The 16,325-nt window shown below is 69.2% G+C and carries 14 protein-coding genes; 7 read left to right on the forward strand and 7 right to left on the reverse strand.

From position 1 onward, the window contains the following. Window positions 1-66 precede the first annotated feature (66 nt). The gene (locus tag AACX88_RS09840) at window positions 67-1,794 is read right to left on the reverse strand and encodes an N-acetylmuramoyl-L-alanine amidase (protein WP_339392828.1); all 1,728 of its coding nucleotides are present in this window, start codon (window positions 1,792-1,794) and stop codon (window positions 67-69) included. Between the two features lie 151 nt (window positions 1,795-1,945). Between AACX88_RS09840 and AACX88_RS09845 the strand changes: the two genes are divergently transcribed. Both AACX88_RS09845 and AACX88_RS09850 read left to right on the forward strand, forming a co-directional pair. Next, the gene (locus AACX88_RS09845) at window positions 1,946-2,857 is read left to right on the forward strand and encodes a DUF817 domain-containing protein (protein ID WP_339392829.1); all 912 of its coding nucleotides are present in this window, start codon (window positions 1,946-1,948) and stop codon (window positions 2,855-2,857) included. 38 nt (window positions 2,858-2,895) lie between these two features. Continuing rightward, on the forward strand, window positions 2,896-5,649 hold the full coding sequence (locus tag AACX88_RS09850) for a penicillin acylase family protein (protein WP_339392830.1): 2,754 nt from the start codon (window positions 2,896-2,898) through the stop codon (window positions 5,647-5,649). Between the two features lie 83 nt (window positions 5,650-5,732). Here the strand turns inward: AACX88_RS09850 and AACX88_RS09855 are convergent, their stop codons facing one another. Next, window positions 5,733-6,932 (reverse strand): alpha/beta hydrolase family protein, encoded by a 1,200-nt coding sequence (locus AACX88_RS09855; RefSeq protein ID WP_339392831.1) that lies wholly within the window; start codon window positions 6,930-6,932, stop codon window positions 5,733-5,735. A 151-nt stretch (window positions 6,933-7,083) separates the two neighbouring features. Between AACX88_RS09855 and msrB the strand changes: the two genes are divergently transcribed. Next, entirely contained in the window at window positions 7,084-7,500 is a 417-nt protein-coding gene (gene msrB, locus AACX88_RS09860; RefSeq protein WP_339392832.1) for a peptide-methionine (R)-S-oxide reductase MsrB, read from the forward strand. Next, window positions 7,501-8,019, forward strand: a complete 519-nt coding sequence (locus tag AACX88_RS09865) for a GNAT family N-acetyltransferase (RefSeq protein WP_339392833.1) — start codon at window positions 7,501-7,503, stop codon at window positions 8,017-8,019. A gap of 10 nt (window positions 8,020-8,029) precedes the next feature. On the opposite strand, the gene AACX88_RS09870 is transcribed toward AACX88_RS09865, so the two are convergent. Next, window positions 8,030-8,518: a MarR family winged helix-turn-helix transcriptional regulator gene (locus AACX88_RS09870; RefSeq protein ID WP_339392834.1), complete on the reverse strand. Its 489-nt coding sequence runs from the start codon at window positions 8,516-8,518 to the stop codon at window positions 8,030-8,032. A 113-nt stretch (window positions 8,519-8,631) separates the two neighbouring features. Between AACX88_RS09870 and AACX88_RS09875 the strand changes: the two genes are divergently transcribed. After that, complete coding sequence (locus AACX88_RS09875; RefSeq protein ID WP_339392835.1) at window positions 8,632-8,847, forward strand: hypothetical protein; 216 nt, start codon at window positions 8,632-8,634, stop codon at window positions 8,845-8,847. A 128-nt stretch (window positions 8,848-8,975) separates the two neighbouring features. Here the strand turns inward: AACX88_RS09875 and hemQ are convergent, their stop codons facing one another. From hemQ to hemE, 3 genes are all read right to left on the reverse strand, one after another. Next, complete coding sequence (hemQ, locus tag AACX88_RS09880; protein WP_339392836.1) at window positions 8,976-9,686, reverse strand: hydrogen peroxide-dependent heme synthase; 711 nt, start codon at window positions 9,684-9,686, stop codon at window positions 8,976-8,978. Between the two features lie 77 nt (window positions 9,687-9,763). Continuing rightward, window positions 9,764-11,185 (reverse strand): protoporphyrinogen oxidase, encoded by a 1,422-nt coding sequence (gene hemG / locus AACX88_RS09885; protein WP_339392837.1) that lies wholly within the window; start codon window positions 11,183-11,185, stop codon window positions 9,764-9,766. Next, entirely contained in the window at window positions 11,182-12,237 is a 1,056-nt protein-coding gene (gene hemE / locus AACX88_RS09890) for a uroporphyrinogen decarboxylase (protein WP_339392838.1), read from the reverse strand. The genes hemG and hemE overlap by 4 nt, the downstream gene beginning before the upstream one ends. Before the next feature lie 190 nt (window positions 12,238-12,427). Here hemE and AACX88_RS09895 point away from each other — a divergent pair, with 190 nt between their 5' ends. Then, window positions 12,428-13,042 (forward strand): DUF3000 domain-containing protein, encoded by a 615-nt coding sequence (locus AACX88_RS09895; RefSeq protein WP_339392839.1) that lies wholly within the window; start codon window positions 12,428-12,430, stop codon window positions 13,040-13,042. Beyond that, window positions 13,039-14,211: an HRDC domain-containing protein gene (locus tag AACX88_RS09900; protein WP_339392840.1), complete on the forward strand. Its 1,173-nt coding sequence runs from the start codon at window positions 13,039-13,041 to the stop codon at window positions 14,209-14,211. Before AACX88_RS09895 ends, AACX88_RS09900 begins: the two co-directional genes overlap by 4 nt. A gap of 3 nt (window positions 14,212-14,214) precedes the next feature. On the opposite strand, the gene dxs is transcribed toward AACX88_RS09900, so the two are convergent. Then, a complete protein-coding gene (dxs, locus tag AACX88_RS09905) occupies window positions 14,215-16,155 on the reverse strand; it encodes a 1-deoxy-D-xylulose-5-phosphate synthase (protein ID WP_339392841.1) in 1,941 nt (646 codons plus the stop codon). Between the last annotated feature and the right edge of the window lie 170 nt (window positions 16,156-16,325).

A 16,325-nucleotide genomic window follows, 5' to 3' on the forward strand; every position in this document is an offset into this window, starting at 1 on the left:
CCGCCCAGTCTAAGTTGTCGGAGAAGCACAGCCAGGGCCGAGGCCTGCAGACGGCCGGCCCGGGCCTCAGCCCGCGAAGACCCTCACCCCTTCCCTCGAGGTGAACGTCATGTACCCCTTCTCGAAGTTCTGGTGGGTCTTGCCGCCGGAGGAGAACTCGCCGCTCGTCGGCAGGCCGAGACTGCTGCGCTCCCAGCCGAGGGCCTTCCACTTCGTGAGGAAGCCGCCGCTCAGCGGTTGGCCCTTCGTCGTCGACGAGTACGTGATCATCCCGTTCCGGAAGGTCTGGTAGACCGCGCTCGTCCGGTACTTGAAGGTGACCTCGTCGCTGGTCGGGAAGCCGAGCTTCCCCTTCTCATACCCGAGAGCGGCATAGGCAGTCCTGATCCCGCCCTTGTTGAGGTGGGCACCTGTGGCCTGCGACCAGTAGACGGTGCCCTTCGCGAAGTGCTGGTAGGCCCCGTCCGGGTTCGTCAGCGGTCGTTCGACGCCGGTGGGTTCGCCGGTCTCGGCCCGATGCTCACGGTAGTAGGCCCCGATCGCCCCCTTCGTCACATAGCCCAGCGAGGACTGGAGCTGTCCGGCGGCGGTGCGGATCGCGCCGAGGCGGTTGTAGAACGCCGTGCCCGGACAGTCCGTATAGCTCGTGTCCCGGTGGCCCGAGACCGTCTTGAGCGTGACCTTCCGACCCTCGGGGTACTTCGAGGTGCCTCCCCCGCCGGAGGTCAGCGTCATCGACCCGGTGGGTGAGAAGGCGAACATGTTCGCCTTCCAGGCGACGACGCGTTCGACGGCCCGCTGTGCGGCGGAGCTCGGGGCGGAGCTGTTGTAGGTGCCGAGAACGGCCACCCCGATCGTGTACGAGTTGAAGCCCGAGGCGTGGGCACCGGTGATGGCTTTGTCGATGCTGCCCGCCCGGCCTTCGTAGATCGTGCCGAAGCGGTCGACGAGGAAGTTGTAGCCGATGTCGCACCACCCGCTGGACTGCGTGTGGTAGGTGAGGTAGCCGCGGATGATGCCCGGCGCCTGCGCCTGCGTGTACGAGTTCGACCCGGCGGTGTGGTGGAGGAAGACGCCCTTCGCACTCGAGGTCTGGTCGGACCGGCAGCGCACGAGGCTCTCATCGGCACCCCACTCCTTGCGGGTGACGATGTTCGCCTTGAGCCCCTGATCGTAGATCTGCGGGGAGAGACCGTCCGCGGGATCGGGGGCCGGCGGCGGGGTGATCGCCTTGTCCGCGGCGGTCACCGGGGTCGAGACCGTGGTGATCTTCAGGTCCTTGGTCGCGGCCGACCCGTCGGTCGAGCGGACTTCGAGCTTGGTGGAGTCGAGGACGGGCACGGCTTCGGACTCGGCGGGGCTCGCGGTCGCCTGCTTCGCCTCGGCGGAACCCTCATCGGGTCCGCCCTCGTCCTCGACCCCGAGCTCCTGCCAGTCGGTCCAGGTGCCCGACCGCTGGGAGCGGAACTCGAGCTGCGGGTCCTCCCCCGACCACCTAGCGCCGAGGATGGTCACCTCGTCGGACTCGAGGTCGATGCTCGTGACGTCGCCCGGCTGGGCGGACTGCGTCTTCAGCGCGGTCCCACCGGCCTGCTGCGAGGGTGCGGCCGGACCGGTGCTCTGATCCGGCGCCGAGGTCGCGGCCGGGTCCGGCGCGGAATCGCTCGGGCTCGCGGGGGTGGTCGGATCGTCGGGACTGCCGAGCTCGGCGGCGAGCGCGGAGGTGCTCACCGAGGCGGTGAGGACGAGTGCGGTGACGGCGGAGACGGTCAGGGACAGGGCTGAAGTGCGCATGATGCTTCCTCTCGGTGACGCCTGCGATGATACGCGGCTGAGAGTCCCTTGTGAAGACGATCACGGTGCGGACGCACCGCCCGGGCACCTCGGTGGCCTGGGACGATGCCGGTAGTCTTGAGGTCCCGGACCGACCTGCCGAAGGACTCCCATGACGACCGACCGCACCGGCTCGCGGCCCGAACTCACGCGTTCGGAGATCCTCCTCGACCGCTTCGCCAACCGCTGGCTGACCCGGGTGCCCGCCGGGGTGCGCGAGTTCCTCGTCTTCGGGATCAAACAGGCCTGGGCGTGTCTCTTCGGCGCACTCATGCTCGCCGCCATCATCGCCACCTCCTGGTGGTATCCCGACGGTGCCGCGCTCGACCGCAACGATCTGCTCGTCATCATCGCCGTCCTCATCCAGGCGGGCATGCTCGTCTTCCGCCTCGAGACCGGCCGGGAGTTCCTCGTCATCATCCTCTTCCACCTCGTCGGCACGGGGATGGAGATCTTCAAGACCTCGGTCGGATCGTGGAACTACGCCCCCGGAGGCGTCCTCCACATCGGGGCAGTCCCCCTCTTCACCGGGTTCATGTACGCCGCCGTCGGGTCCTACCTCGTCCGCGTGCACCGGCTCTTCGACCTCCGGTTCAGCCATTATCCGCCGAGGTGGATCACCGCGGTCATCGCCGCGGCGATCTACGTCAACTTCTTCTCCCACCACTGGCTGCCCGACATCCGCCTCGTCCTCCTCGCGGCCACCGTCGTCGTCTACGCCCGCTGCATGATGCACTTCCGCGTCCACACCCGCACCCTGCGCATGCCGGTCCTCCTCGCCTTCCTCCTCGTCGCATTCTTCATCTGGCTCGCGGAGAACATCGGCACCGCCGCCGGCGCCTGGCTCTACCCGTCGCAGGCGGGCGGCTGGGAGCTCGTGCCGCTGACGAAGCTCGTCGCCTGGTTCCTGCTCATGATGATCTCCGTCGTCCTCGTCACCGTCGTCTACCCGCCGAAGCCCCCGGTCACCGGAACCCCGGCGCCCGAACCCGCCTCGAGGAAGGCCGACCGCGGCAGGGGCTGAGCGCCTATACTCTGAGGTGACGACGTCGAAGGAGACTCATGGCTGCCGCGGATCCGGATGCGCAGAGCCCCCTGGAATCGGCCATGCGCCCGCCCAGCGGAACCTACCTCCACGTCAGCGGCAGGATCGTGCTCCGCGTCGCCGCCGGAGTCGTCATCCTCCTCCTCATCGCGGTGCTCCTCGGCATCGGCGCAGTCCGCCGTTCCTTCCCCGTCACCGACGGTGAGATCAGCATTCCCGGACTCGACTCCCGGGTCACGGTCACCCGCGACGCCAGCGGCATCCCCCGCATCGAGGCCGACACGGCCCGCGACCTCTTCCTCGCCCAGGGCTTCGTCCACGCCCAGGACCGGTTCTGGGAGATGGACTTCCGCCGCCACGTCACCGCGGGCCGCCTCTCCGAGCTCTTCGGCCCCTCTCAGTTCCGAACCGACTCGTTCATCCGCACCCTCGGCTGGCGGAAGGTCGCCGAGGAGGAGGTGTCCCGCCTCGATGAGACGACGCTGAGCTACTACCAGGCCTACGCCGACGGGGTCAACGCCTACCTCGCCGACCGCTCCCCCACCGAGGTGTCCCTCGAGTACGGCATCGTCGGCCTCCAGGCGGGGCCGGTGACGATCGAGAAGTGGACGCCAGCCGACAGCGTCGCCTGGCTCAAAGCGATGGCCTGGGATCTGCGGTCGAACCTCGAGGATGAGATCGACCGGGCGATCTCCGCCTCGACGCTCGACGCCCAGCAGATGGCCGACATCTACCCCGACTACCCGTACGACGAACGCCCGACGATCATCGACGGCACGGTGCCCCCGGAGGCGGACGAGCCGGCGGATCCGACCCCGCCGGCATCGGACCCGGCGTCCCCGCCCGAACCGGGAGCCGCCTCGGCGAATGACAGGGACGCCGGCGACGGGACGGACGGCGAGGCGAACGCCGGGGGCACCGTTTCGGCCTCCCCCAAGGCAGCGTCCTCCGGCGACGAACCGCCGGGCACAGACAGCCCAGCCTCCGGGTCGCTGCCGTCCGACCTCGGGGAACTCGACGACCAGCTCCGCAGCCTGCCAGCCCTGCTCGGGAGGAGCAGCCACGACCTCGGGTCGAACTCGTGGGTGGTCTCCGGGCAGCACACGGCCACAGGCAAGCCCCTGCTCGCCAACGACCCGCACCTCTCCCCGGCCATGCCCTCGGTCTGGTATCAGGTGGGGCTGCGCTGCCGGACCGTGGGCCCCGAATGCCCGTTCGACGTCTCCGGGTTCTCCTTCTCCGGACTGCCCGGCGTCGTCATCGGGCACAACCAGAACATCGCGTGGGGGATGACGAACCTCGGCCCCGACGTCACCGACCTCGTCGTGGAGAAGATCGACGACGCCGAGGTGCTCTCCGACGCAGGCAACGAACGCGTGCGGACACGGCAGGAAACGATCAGGATCGCAAAGGAGAAGCCGCGGACGATCACGGTATGGGAGACGAAGCACGGGCCGATCATCTCCGACCTCGACAGCACGTACCGCAGGGTCCTCGACACGACGACAGGGGAGGACTCGGCCACCGCCGGTGAGGGCATGGCCGGGCTGCGCTACCGGCTGGCCCTCGAATGGACGGCGCTCAAGCCCGGACGCACGGCCACGGCGATCTTCGCGCTGAACAAGGCGACGAACTGGACGGAGTTCCGCGCCGCCGCCGAGCTCTTCGACGTCCCCAGCCAGAACCTCGTCTACGCCGACACGTCCGGCAATATCGGCTATCAGGCGCCGGGGAAGATCCCCCGCCGCGGCACCGCCGACGGCATGATGCCCCGGATGGGCTGGGAGTCGGCCCAGGACTGGCAGGGATGGATCGGCTACGACGAACTGCCCACCCTGCTCAACCCCGAACGCGGGTGGATCGTCACGGCGAACAATCCCGTCACCCGTCCCGGACAGTCCGTGCGGTTGGGCGATGACTTCGACGACGGCGACCGGGCTGCGCGGATCACCGACCTCCTCACCGAGGCGATCGATGCCGGTCCCGTGACCGCGCAGGACTTCGCCCGCATCCAAGGCGATGACCTCAATCCCATGGCCGACACGCTCCTGCCCCGCCTGCTCGCCGTCGACGCCGCTGGTGATGAGGACATCACGGCCGGGCAGGAGCTGCTGCGCGGGTGGGACAGACGGGATTCGGCCGACAGCGCCCAGGCCGCCTATTTCAACGTCGTCGTCTCGACGATCCTTGACGAGGTCTTCCGCCCCAAGCTGCCCAAGGGCGTGGCCCCGTCGGGAGGCAGCCACTGGTACCGCGTCATAGACAACCTGCTCACCGAACCCGACTCGGCGTGGTGGAAGGAAGGGGAGGTCGAGAACCGGGACGAGGCGCTCGCTCGGGCGCTGGGCTCGGCGTGGAACCGGACACAGGACCTGCTCGGGCCGGAACCGGTGACGTGGCGGTGGGGCACCCTGCACGAACTGACGATCCGCAACGCCAGCCTCGGCGAGTCCGGGATCTCGGCCGTTGAGAAGCTCTTCAACCGCGGGCCCTACGAGGTCTCCGGCGGCTCCGGAGTCGTCAACGCCACCGGTTGGGACGCCTCGGTGGGCTTCGCGACGGACTGGGTGCCCTCGATGCGCCAGATCGTCGACCTCAGTGACTTCGACGACTCCCGCTGGATCAACCTCACGGGTGCGTCGGGGCACGCGTTCAGCCCGCACTATGCGGATCAGACCGAGGACTGGGCGGCGAACCGGACGCGGCCGTGGGCGTTCTCTCCGGGTGCCGTAGCCCGGAGCACCGTCGACACCCTCGTCCTCACGCCCTAGGGCGGCGTCGCGCAGCGTGCGGTGCCGGCGTCGTGATGCCTGCGGTCATAGCGGTGCCCACGGTCGCCGAGGTGCGGGTGGGCTCAGTCGTGCGGGAGGACCTTCGTCTCGAGGAAGTTCGCGACATCGTCCTCCCAGCGTACCGGGTCGATGTTCCATTCCTTCGTGTGCCTGGCCTTCGCATACGGCGGCATCGTCACGAGGTCGCGGCGGACCGAGGCGAGCGCGTGCGAGGGTGAGGAGGGAACGAACTCGTCGTCGTCGGAGTGGATGAGCAGGACGGGCACATCGAGTTCCGCGGCCCTGGTCACCCAGTCCATGCGGCTGAGGTCGAGCGGGGTCTCGAGCCCGGTGATCGGGCGCGCCCACGGCTGCGTGATCATCTCGAGCGTGAGCTTCGCGACGGGGGTCGGGAGCATGTTCTTCCGGGCCTGACCGTCGAGGACGTTGATCCAGTCGACGACGGGACCGTCGAGGACGAGGGCGGCGACGTGCTCGCGGTTGCGCCCCCGGGAGGCGGCCTGGAAGGCGATCGCCCCGCCCATCGACCAGCCGAAGAGGACGACCTGCTTCGCCCCGTGCTCGAACGCGTAGTCGATCGCGACGTCGACGTCGATCCATTCGGTGTCGCCGAGGCCGTAGCGCGAGGACGACTCGACCCTCACCTCGGCGTCGTTGCGGTACGACATCGCGATGGCGGGGACACCGAGCGTGTTGAGCACGGGGGCGGCCCGCAGCCCTTCGGCGCGGGTGCTCGCCCGGCCGTGGATGAGGATCGCCCACGTGTCCGAGGGGTCGGGATGATCGGTCGGCAGCAGCCACGCAGGCAGGGAGCCGGCATCCGATTCCAGGGTGATGTCCTCGAACTTCACCCCGGCGGCGAGCGGATCGGGGTAGACGACGCCGGTCCACCGGCCGCGCCGGGCGCGGCGGATGTCGCCGCGGGTGACGGAGAGGATCTCACGGGAGACGGTGCGCGAGCGCGGATCGTATTCGACGATGTCGCCGATCACCGCGTGTCCGGCGCCCTGGTTGAAGTAGAGGCCGTAGGTGCCGGGCACCGTCGTCTCCTCATCGGCGGGCAGGTGGATGCGCATATTGGGCGAGAAGCCGTCGATGTGGAGGATGTCGAGCTCTTCGGGCGCGTTCTCGGGAACGACGATGCGCCGGGCGAAGTACGCGGCGAGTCCCGAGGAAGCCACTGAGATCACGGCCCCGATGCCGGCGCCGACGCCGACCGCGGCGAGCAGCAGACGAGTGGGGAACTGAGAGTCGCGGACCATGTAAACCTCCTGGCATCATTGTCTCCCACGGAATGAGATCTCTCCAAACGCTGTTGAGCTCATGGAGGGGTCCGCCGAGGCGTCCGACCGGGACGATGGTCGTCACCGTCGTCGGTCCCCGTCACCCACCCACACGACATCGGAGGTCACCATGAGCGAATCGAATGCCCGCACCGCTGACGGCGAGGAGGTCCACTGGCAGGACGTGCTCAGCCCCGAGGAGTTCGCCGTGCTCCGCCAGGGCGGCACGGAGAGGCCGTTCACCGGCGAATACGTCGATACGACGACGGTGGGGATGTATCAGTGTCGGGCGTGCGGCGCCGACCTCTTCCCCTCGGACACGAAGTTCGCCTCCCACTGCGGGTGGCCGTCGTTCTACGCCCCTCTCGCCGAGGATCGGGTGCGCTACATCAAGGACTCGTCCCTGGGCATGGACCGCATCGAGGTCCGGTGCGCGAACTGCGACTCCCACCTCGGTCACGTGTTCTCCGGTGAGGGCTACGACACGCCGACCGATCAGCGCTACTGCATCAATTCGATCTCCCTGCGGCTCAACGAGGAGGGCTGAGTGTCCGACCTCGTCCTCAAGCGCTTCGCGGAGCTGACGACGACGGAGCTCTACGGCCTGCTCCAGCTGCGCTCGCAGGTCTTCGTCGTCGAACAGGACTGCGTCTTCCTCGACCTCGACGGCGTCGACACCCTCGAGGGCACACTCCATGCGTTCTATCCCGGTGAGGGAAGGATCATGGCCGATACGCACGGTGAGCAGGGCGGTCGCAGTCTCATGCCGGCCGCGTACGCACGGGTGCTGCCCGCCGACTTCACCGACGGGCCGGCGGCGGAGCCCGGCGCCCGCAGCATCGGACGGGTCGTGACCGATCCGGACCTGCGCGGGGGCGGCTGGGGCAGGCGACTGCTCGCCGACCTCGTCGCCGCCTTCCCCGGTGAGCCGCTCACCCTCAACGCGCAGTCGCACCTCGAGGGCTTCTATGCGGGGTTCGGGTTCTCGCCGAACGGTCCGCGCTTCGACGAGGACGGGATCGAGCACACGCCGATGTCGCGGCCCATCGTCGCCGAGGTTCGCTGAGCGGGTCGGCTCAGGGCTTCCCCGCCTCGGCGGCAGATTCCGTTGCGGCAGCCTCGGCGGCGTTCGAGGCGTCGACGGCGGCGATGAGGTCGGTCATCGTCGCATGGAGCGCGCGCAGGCCGGCCTCGTCCATGTCGAGCTTCTTCATCATCGCCGGCGGGATCGCCTCGGCCTGCGCGCGCAGCGCGGCCCCGGTCGCAGTGAGGTCGACCTCGACGATGCGCTCATCGGCGGCGCTGCGCGTGCGGGTGACGTAGTCGAGGGCCTCCAAGCGCTTGACGAGCGGCGAGACCGTGGCCGGTTCGAGGCGCAGCATCTCCGCGATCCTGCGCACCGGCAGGCGACCGTGCTGCCAGAGGGCGAGCATGACGAGGTACTGCGGATGGGTGAGGTGCAGCGGGTCGAGCACCGAACGGTACGCGCCGATGACGCTGCGCGAGGCCACCGCGAGGGCGAAGCAGATCTGGCTCTCCAGATCGAGTGGATCGTGGTCGGTCATCGTGTCATTCCCCCAATTAGTTAGTGCACTAATATTCAGTGTACTATTGAACTGTCGGAGCGTCCGTGCACACCGGGATCCACCCGGTCGGAGAGCCCGAGGAGGACAGCCCCATGACCGAGGAACACGATCCCCAGCGCCACGTCGCGTGGCTCAATCGATTCTTCCGCAAGATCGTCGGACCCGCCCAGGTCGACAGCACCCGTCCCGGCGGCTACTTCGAAGACGCCGACCGCAGCGCCGAACGACTCGAGGCCCTCGGCCTCGAAGTCCGCACGGACGCCGCCGGCCATTCCTACGTCGTCAAGCGCACAGCGCAGACCGAGTGAGCGCTTGAGCAGCACCCACGGTGAGCGCGTGAGCACCGCCTGAGCTGAGTGCGAGGCAGATCAGCTGAGAAGGGGGCCGAAGCCATGATGGCTTCGGCCCCCTTCGTCGTCTCCGCCGGCGCGAACCCTCAGCGCCAGTCGGTGATGATGTCTACGAGCTCGCGGCGCGGTCCCGTGTAGAACGGGATCTCCTCGCGCACGTGGAGGCGGGCCTGCGTGTTGCGCAGGTCGCGCATGAGGTCGACGATGCGGTGGAGCTCCTCGGCCTCGAAGGCGAGCAGCCACTCGTAGTCGCCGAGCGCGAACGCCGAGATCGTGTTCGCCTTGATGTCCTTGTACGGTGCCGCGGCGATGCCGTGGTCACGCAGCATCTGCGACCGCTCCGCCGGGTCGAGGACGTACCAGTCGTAGGAGCGGACGAATGGGTACACGCAGATGTAGGAACCGGGTTCGTCGTCGGTGAGCAGGGCGGGCAGGTGGGCCTTGTTGAATTCGGCGGGACGGTGGAGTCCGACGACCGACCACACGGGTTCGAGGACTCCCCCGAGCAGGGTCCTCCGGAGTGCGGAGTACGCGGCCTGGACGAGTTCGATCGTCGGCGCGTGGTACCAGAACATCACATCGGCGTCGGCGCGCAGGGCGGAGACGTCGTAGATGCCGCGGACGACGAGTCCCTGCTCACGCAGGGGCGCGAGCGCCTCGTCGACCTCGGAGGCGAGTTCGGCCCGGTCGGCGTCGCCGAGTTCGGCGGCCGCGGCGAAGACCGAGTACGCGATGTAGCGGGTCTCCTGGTTGGCGCGTTCGATCTGCTCTTCGGTGGGCTGCGTGTAGTCGCTCATGGCGTCTCCTTCGTCTCGTGTGTCTTCTCTGCGGTGGTCGGGTCGGTGTTCGATTGTCGGGTCGGGCTCGATGGTGCTCAGGCGGTCGGGGCGAGCGTCAGGCGCTCGGCGACGGTGTGTGCGCGGGCGATGCAGGCGGGGATGCCGACACCGGCGTAGGCGGATCCGATGAGTTCGAGGCCGGGGATCCCGGCGATCTGCGCATCGAGGTCGTCCATCGCGCCGAGGTGGCCGGGCACGTACTGCGGCAGCGCGCGGTCCCAGCGCTTGACCTCGGAGACCGCGATCCGGTCGCCGGGGCGTCCGGTGATGCGCTGCCAGTCGGCGAACGCCCGGGCGGTGAGTTCGGCGTCGTCGAGGTCCTGCCACGTGCCCGGCGCATCACCGAAGCGTCCGATGCTCATCCGCACGAGCGCGGTGTTCGCGGGGAGGCGATCGCGCATCCACGGCCATTTGTTCGAGGCGAACGTCGACGCCTTGATGAAGGCCTCCTCGGTGGGAGGAACGAGGAACCCCGATCCTTCGAGGTCACCGTCGCCGAGTTCGACGAGGGCGACGACGAGGGCGGTCGAGGCGTAGGGCACCTGACCCAGCGTCCGGGCGGGTCCGGGGGCCGCCTCGGCGAGGAGACCTGCCGTGACGTCGGCGGGGGTGGCGAGGATGACGATGTCGGACTCGATCGGACCGTGGTCGGTCTCCACGCTCCAGCCGTCCCCGGGCCGGTGCAGCCCGGTGACCAGGGTGTCCGTGCGGATCCGACCGCCTGCCCCGGTGATCGCCTCGGCGAGGGCGGGGATGAGGGCCCCGATGCCGCCGACGAGGCTGAGGAAGACCGGTTCGGGTTCGGGGCTACCGGACTCAGTGCGGGATCCCTCGGTCCGAGCTGCCTCGGCACGCGCGGCGAGCAGGGTCGCCGCCCGGTCGAGCACGGAGGTGCCGTCGAGGGCTGCGGGCAGCAGGGCGGGGACGGTCGCTGCGAGGGAGAGGTCACGGCAGCGGCCGGCATAGACACCGGCGAGCAGGGGGTCGACGAGCGTGTCGACGAGGGCGTCGCCGAGGCGGTCCGCGAGGAACTCCCCGACCGAGGTGTCCTCACCGGGGATCGGTGCGGTGAGCTCCTCGGCGGCGACGCGGGCGGTGGCCTCCGGGCCGAGGAGCTCGGCGACGGTCTCGGGATCGCCGGGCACACCCATGATCGTGGCCCGCGGGATCGGCTGGAGTCGACCGTGACTGAGCACCTGCGAGCCGTGCTCCAGGGACGGGAAGACCGGGTCGAGTCCGAGTGCGGCGACGAGCTCCCGCGTCTCGGGACGGCGGAAGAGGCTCGCCTCGGCGCCGAGGTCGATGCCCTCGGTCACGGATCCTCCCAGCGTCGACGATTCCAGGCACCCGCCGAGGCGGGAGGCGGATTCGAGGACGAGCACCTCATGGTCGGGCGCGAGTCGGTGAGCGGCGACGAGACCGGAGACTCCGCCGCCGACGATCGTGATGCGGCTCATCGGTTCGCGTTCGCCTCCCCGAGGATCTCCGCGGACACGCGGTGGACCTCGGCGACGACGCGGCCGGGCACCTCGGGGTCGGTGTCGGGCAGGACGCCGTGACCGAGGTTGAAGACGAAACCGGGGTCGTGGGCGAGCCCGGCGCGCACGATCTCTCCGATGCGCGGGGCCAGTGCCTCCCAGGGGGCGAAGAGCAGCGCGGGGTCGAGGTTGCCCTGGAGGGCCTGGTCGGGCTTCACCCGGGTTGCGGCGTCGGCGAGGTCGACGCGGAAGTCCACGCCCATCGCCGTCGATCCGGCCAGTGACATCGAGGTGAGCAGCTCACCGGTCTGGACGCCGAAGTGGATGCTCGGCACATCGTGGCCGGACAGTGCGTCGAAGACGGCGGTCGAGTGCTCGAGGACGTGCTCGTCGTAGTCGCGGCGGCTGAGGTAGCCCGCCCACGAGTCGAAGAGCTGGAAGGCTCGGGCGCCGGCGGTCAGCTGCACGTCGATGAAGGTCGCGGAGATCCGGGCGAGCTTGGACAGGAGGAGGGCGAAGGTCTCCGGGTCGGCGATCATGAGCGACTTCGTCTTCTCATGGTTCTTGCTCGGCCCGCCTTCGATGAGGTAGCTCGCGAGCGTGAACGGGGCTCCGGCGAAGCCGATGAGCGGGGTGGCCTCGCCGAGCTCTGCGACGATGCGGCCGATGGATTCGGCGATGTCGGGGATCTGCGCGGGATCGAGCTCCGGCAGGGCCTCGACGTCGGCACGGGTCCGGATGGGTGAGGCGAGGACGGGCCCGCGTCCGGCGACGATCTCGACCTCGACCCCGGCAGCCTGGAGGGGGACGACGATGTCGGAGAAGAAGATCGCGGCGTCGACGCCGTGCCGGCGCACCGGCTGGAGGGTGATCTCGGTGACGAGTTCGGGGTCCCGGCACGAGGCGAGCATCGAGGTGCCTTCGCGCAGCTGCCGGTACTCGGGAAGCGAACGTCCGGCCTGCCGCATGAACCAGACGGGGGTGTGGTCGATCGGCTCTCCGCGGAGGGCAGGCAGCAAGGTTGAAGTCATGGCCCCATCCTCCCATTCCAGGTGCCTCGTCGCCCAACCGCGCGCGGTTTCAAGACGCAGCGTCTTGCGTCTGTCGGGCCGGGCCTGGCGCACGGGGGCAGGCCCGGCCGGTGCGGCGTCGCACGATGACTTCGTCCCGCCTCGGCGTGGATGATTCCGCAGGCTCGCACGCTGTTCTATCGTGTCGAGTGTGGTCAACACCTCGCCTCTCAACCGCATTCCGGCGGAGTTCAGCGCAGTGACATCGGTCCTGCGCGAAGCCCGGGACACGAACAACGTCTCGATCTCGGAGATCCCGGCTCCCGCGAAGCTCGCCCCCTACTCCTACGCCCTCGGCGCCGAGGTCACGGCCGATGAGAACTTCATCGCCGCGAGCGGCGAATCCATCGAGGAGCTCGCCACGGGACGCATCGTCGTCCTCTTCGACCCCGACGCCCCCGAGGAGTGGGAGGGGTCGTTCCGGATCGTGTCCTACATCCGGGCCGAACTCGAACACGAACTCGGCAACGAGACGATGCTCGGTCATGTCGCCTGGTCGTGGCTCGAGGACGCCCTCGAAGCCAACGACTGCGAACTGCTCGCCGCGGGCGGGACGACGACGCGAGTGCTCTCGGAGAGCTTCGGCACCTTGGCCACGCGGCCGGCGACGATAGACTTGGAGCTGCGCGCCTCGTGGACCCCGATCATCACGGAACCGGAGATGATCGGCGATCACCTCGAGGCGTGGATCGACCTGCTGTGCACCGTCGCAGGTCTCCCACCGCTTCCTGAAGGAGTATCAGCCCTGCCCGGGCGCCGTCGATGACTACCGAACCACCGCTTCTCACCGCGCCCGCCCACGGCGTTCCCCCTGTCGTCGACTCCCCCGCGGCCTTCGCCGCGGCCCGGGAAGCTCTGGCCGCAGGGACCGGGCCGATCGCGATCGACGCCGAACGCGCGTCAGGCATCCGCTATGGTCAGCGCGCCTTCCTCGTCCAGCTGCGCCGGGAAGGCTCGGGCACCGTGCTCCTCGACTCCGAGGAGCTCGGCGACCTCTCCGGTCTCAATGCCGCCCTCGGGGACGACGAGTGGGTCATCCATTCCGTCACCCAGGACCTCCCCTGCCTGCGGGAACGCGGCATGGTGCCTGCGGTGCTCTTCGACACCGAACTCGCCGCGCGGCTCCTCGGGTGGGAGAAGTTCGGGCTCGCCGCCGTCGCCGAACGCACCCTGGGCGTGCGTCTGGCCAAGGAGCATTCGGCGGCGGACTGGTCGACCAGGCCCTTGCCCGAGGAGTGGCTCAACTATGCCGCCCTCGACGTCGAGGTGCTCCTGCCGATCCGCGACGTCCTCGCCGCCGAACTCGTCGAGGCCGGACGGTGGGAGTATGCCAAGCAGGAGTTCGACCATCTGCTGTCCTTCCAGCCGAAGGTCCACGCCGAGCCGTGGCGGCGCACGCACGGTCTGGCGAAGCTGAGCACTCGTGCGGAGTTGGCACGGGTGCGGGAGCTCTGGCAGACCCGCGACGATATGGCCGCGGAGACCGACATCGCGCCCTCGAAGGTGCTGCGCGACCGGGAGCTCATCGACCTCGCCCGGTCCCGTGCACGGTCGAGCGATGACATCCTCGCCCGCTGGCCCAGGCTCTCACGCGCCGATTCCGCGAGGCTCTTCCGTGCCCTGCGCCGGGCCGGACGGCTGACCCCCGAGGAGCTGCCGCCCAAGCGCGAACCGAGCAGGCTGCCCCGGTCGCCGTTCAGTCACACGGAGATCAAGGAGCGCACCGCCGCCCTCAAGGCTTCCGTCGCCGAGGTGGCCGAGACCGAGGAGATGCCCCACGACGTGCTCCTCCAGCCGGCGCTCGTGAAGTCGTTGGCGGCGTCTGGGCGTACGGATGTCGAGGAGTTCCTCACCGAGCACGGTGCCCGCCCGTGGCAGGTGGGACTCACCGCACCGGCGCTGAGCGCGGCCCTGGACTCCCTGCCGAACGGCTGAGACTCAGACGGCGCGACGGCTGCCGTGTTCGGCGCGTCCGCGGACCTCTGCGGGCAGGGCGTTGACGATCTCGGAGACCATCGAGTCGACGTCGAGGCCGATGTACTCGAGGATCTCGTCGCGGGTGCCCTGCGGGAGGAACTCGTCGGGCGCACCGAGTTCGACGACGCCGATGCGCGAGTCCGCGGCCCGCAGGTCGCTGCGGATCCTCGAGCCGATGCCGCCGAGGCGCACCCCGTCCTCGATGACGGCGACGAGACTGTGCTCGCTCGCGAACTCGATGACGCTGTCCGGGACCGGCAGGACCCACCGGGGGTCGACGATCGTCGAGGACAGACCCTTGGCGGCGAGCACCTCGGCGACCTCCTGGGCACGGGCTGCGAAGGGTCCGACGGAGACGATGAGGACGTCCTTGGCCGCCCCTGCGGGGATCTCGCGGATGACGTCGACGCCGTCGGCGGTGCGGGACAGGGCCGGGATGTCGGCGCCGACGCTGCCGCGGGGGAAGCGGATGACGGTCGGGGCGTCGGTGACGGCGACGGCTTCGCGCAGCTCCTCGGTCAGGCGGGCGCCGTCGCGAGGGGCGGCGAGCTTGAGGCCGGGGACGATGCGCAGCATCGCCATGTCCCACACGCCGTGGTGGCTGGCGCCGTCGGGACCGGTGATGCCGGCCCGGTCGAGGACGAAGGTCACGCCCTGCCCGTGGAGGGCGACGTCCATGAGGATCTGGTCGAAGGCGCGGTTGAGGAAGGTCGCGTAGATGCACACGATCGGGTGGAGTCCGCCGTAGGCGAGGCCAGCCGCCGAAGCGACGGCGTGCTGTTCGGCGATGCCGACGTCGAAGACCCGATCCGGATACGCCTCGGCGAACTTCGCGAGTCCCACGGGCAGGAGCATGGCCGCGGTGACGGCGACGACGTCGTCGCGGTCGCGGGCGATCTCGAGGACTTCGTCGCCGAAGACCGAGGTCCACGAGGTCTGCTTCGACGGGGTCGAACGACCGGTGACGGGGTCGATGACGCCGACGGAGTGGAACTGGTCGGCGTCGTCATTGACGGCCGGGTCGTAGCCCTGGCCCTTCTGCGTGATCATGTGGACGATGACGGGGCCGCCCTCGTACTGCTTGGCCAGGGTGAGCGCCTTCTCGACGCTGGTGAGGTCGTGGCCGTCGACGGGGCCCAGGTACTTGATGCCGAGTTCGTCGAACATGCCGGTCTGCTCGGCGCTGACCATGTCCTTCAAGCCCTTCTTCACCCCGTGGATCGCGGAGTAGGCGGCGCGGCCGGGGGCACCGGACTGCTGCAGGGTCGACTTGCCCCAGGACAGGAGCTTCTCGTAGCTCGACATCGTCCGCAGCTCGTCGAGGTGGGCGGCGAATCCGCCGACGGTGGGCGCGTAGGAACGGCCGTTGTCGTTGACGACGATGATGAGTTTGCGCGGCGGGGTCGAGGTGTCCGCGGCGATCGTGTTGAGCGCCTCCCACGCCATGCCGCCGGTCAGGGCTCCGTCGCCGATGACCGCGACGACGTGACGGTCGCTCTCCCCTTTGAGCTGGTGGGCCTTCGCGATGCCGTCGGCCCAGGACAGGGACGCCGAGGCGTGCGAGTTCTCGATGACGTCGTGTTCGCTTTCGGCCCGGCTGGGATAGCCGGAGAGGCCGTGGCGCTGGCGCAGGCTGGAGAACTCGCTCATCCGCCCGGTGAGGAGTTTGTGGACGTAGGTCTGGTGGCCGACGTCGAAGAGGATCGTGTCGTGCGGGGAGTCGAAGACCCGGTGCAATCCCATCGTCATCTCGACCACGCCGAGGTTGGGGCCCAGGTGGCCGCCCGTGCCCGCGACCGTCGTGACGAGGAAGTCACGGATCTCCTTCGCAAGGACCTCGCACTCGGCCGAGTCGAGTCCGCGCAGGTCCGCAGGGCTCTCGATCGACTCAAGGAATGTCATGCGGCCTCGCTTCTCGGGTTGGACGGCGATCGACGATCGGTCGACCGCTTTGGTGCGGGTGTTTCCACTCGGAACATTTTAGCGCGTTCGCTTGTCTCCACCCATCCCACCCGGCAGGATGTTCGCCCCGTCACACATTCCGCGCTCGTCTGCGCCGGCGATGCCGCGCA

The organism is Brevibacterium metallidurans, assembly GCF_037101285.1.
In the GTDB taxonomy this organism is placed as follows: Bacteria; Actinomycetota; Actinomycetes; order Actinomycetales; family Brevibacteriaceae; genus Brevibacterium; species Brevibacterium metallidurans.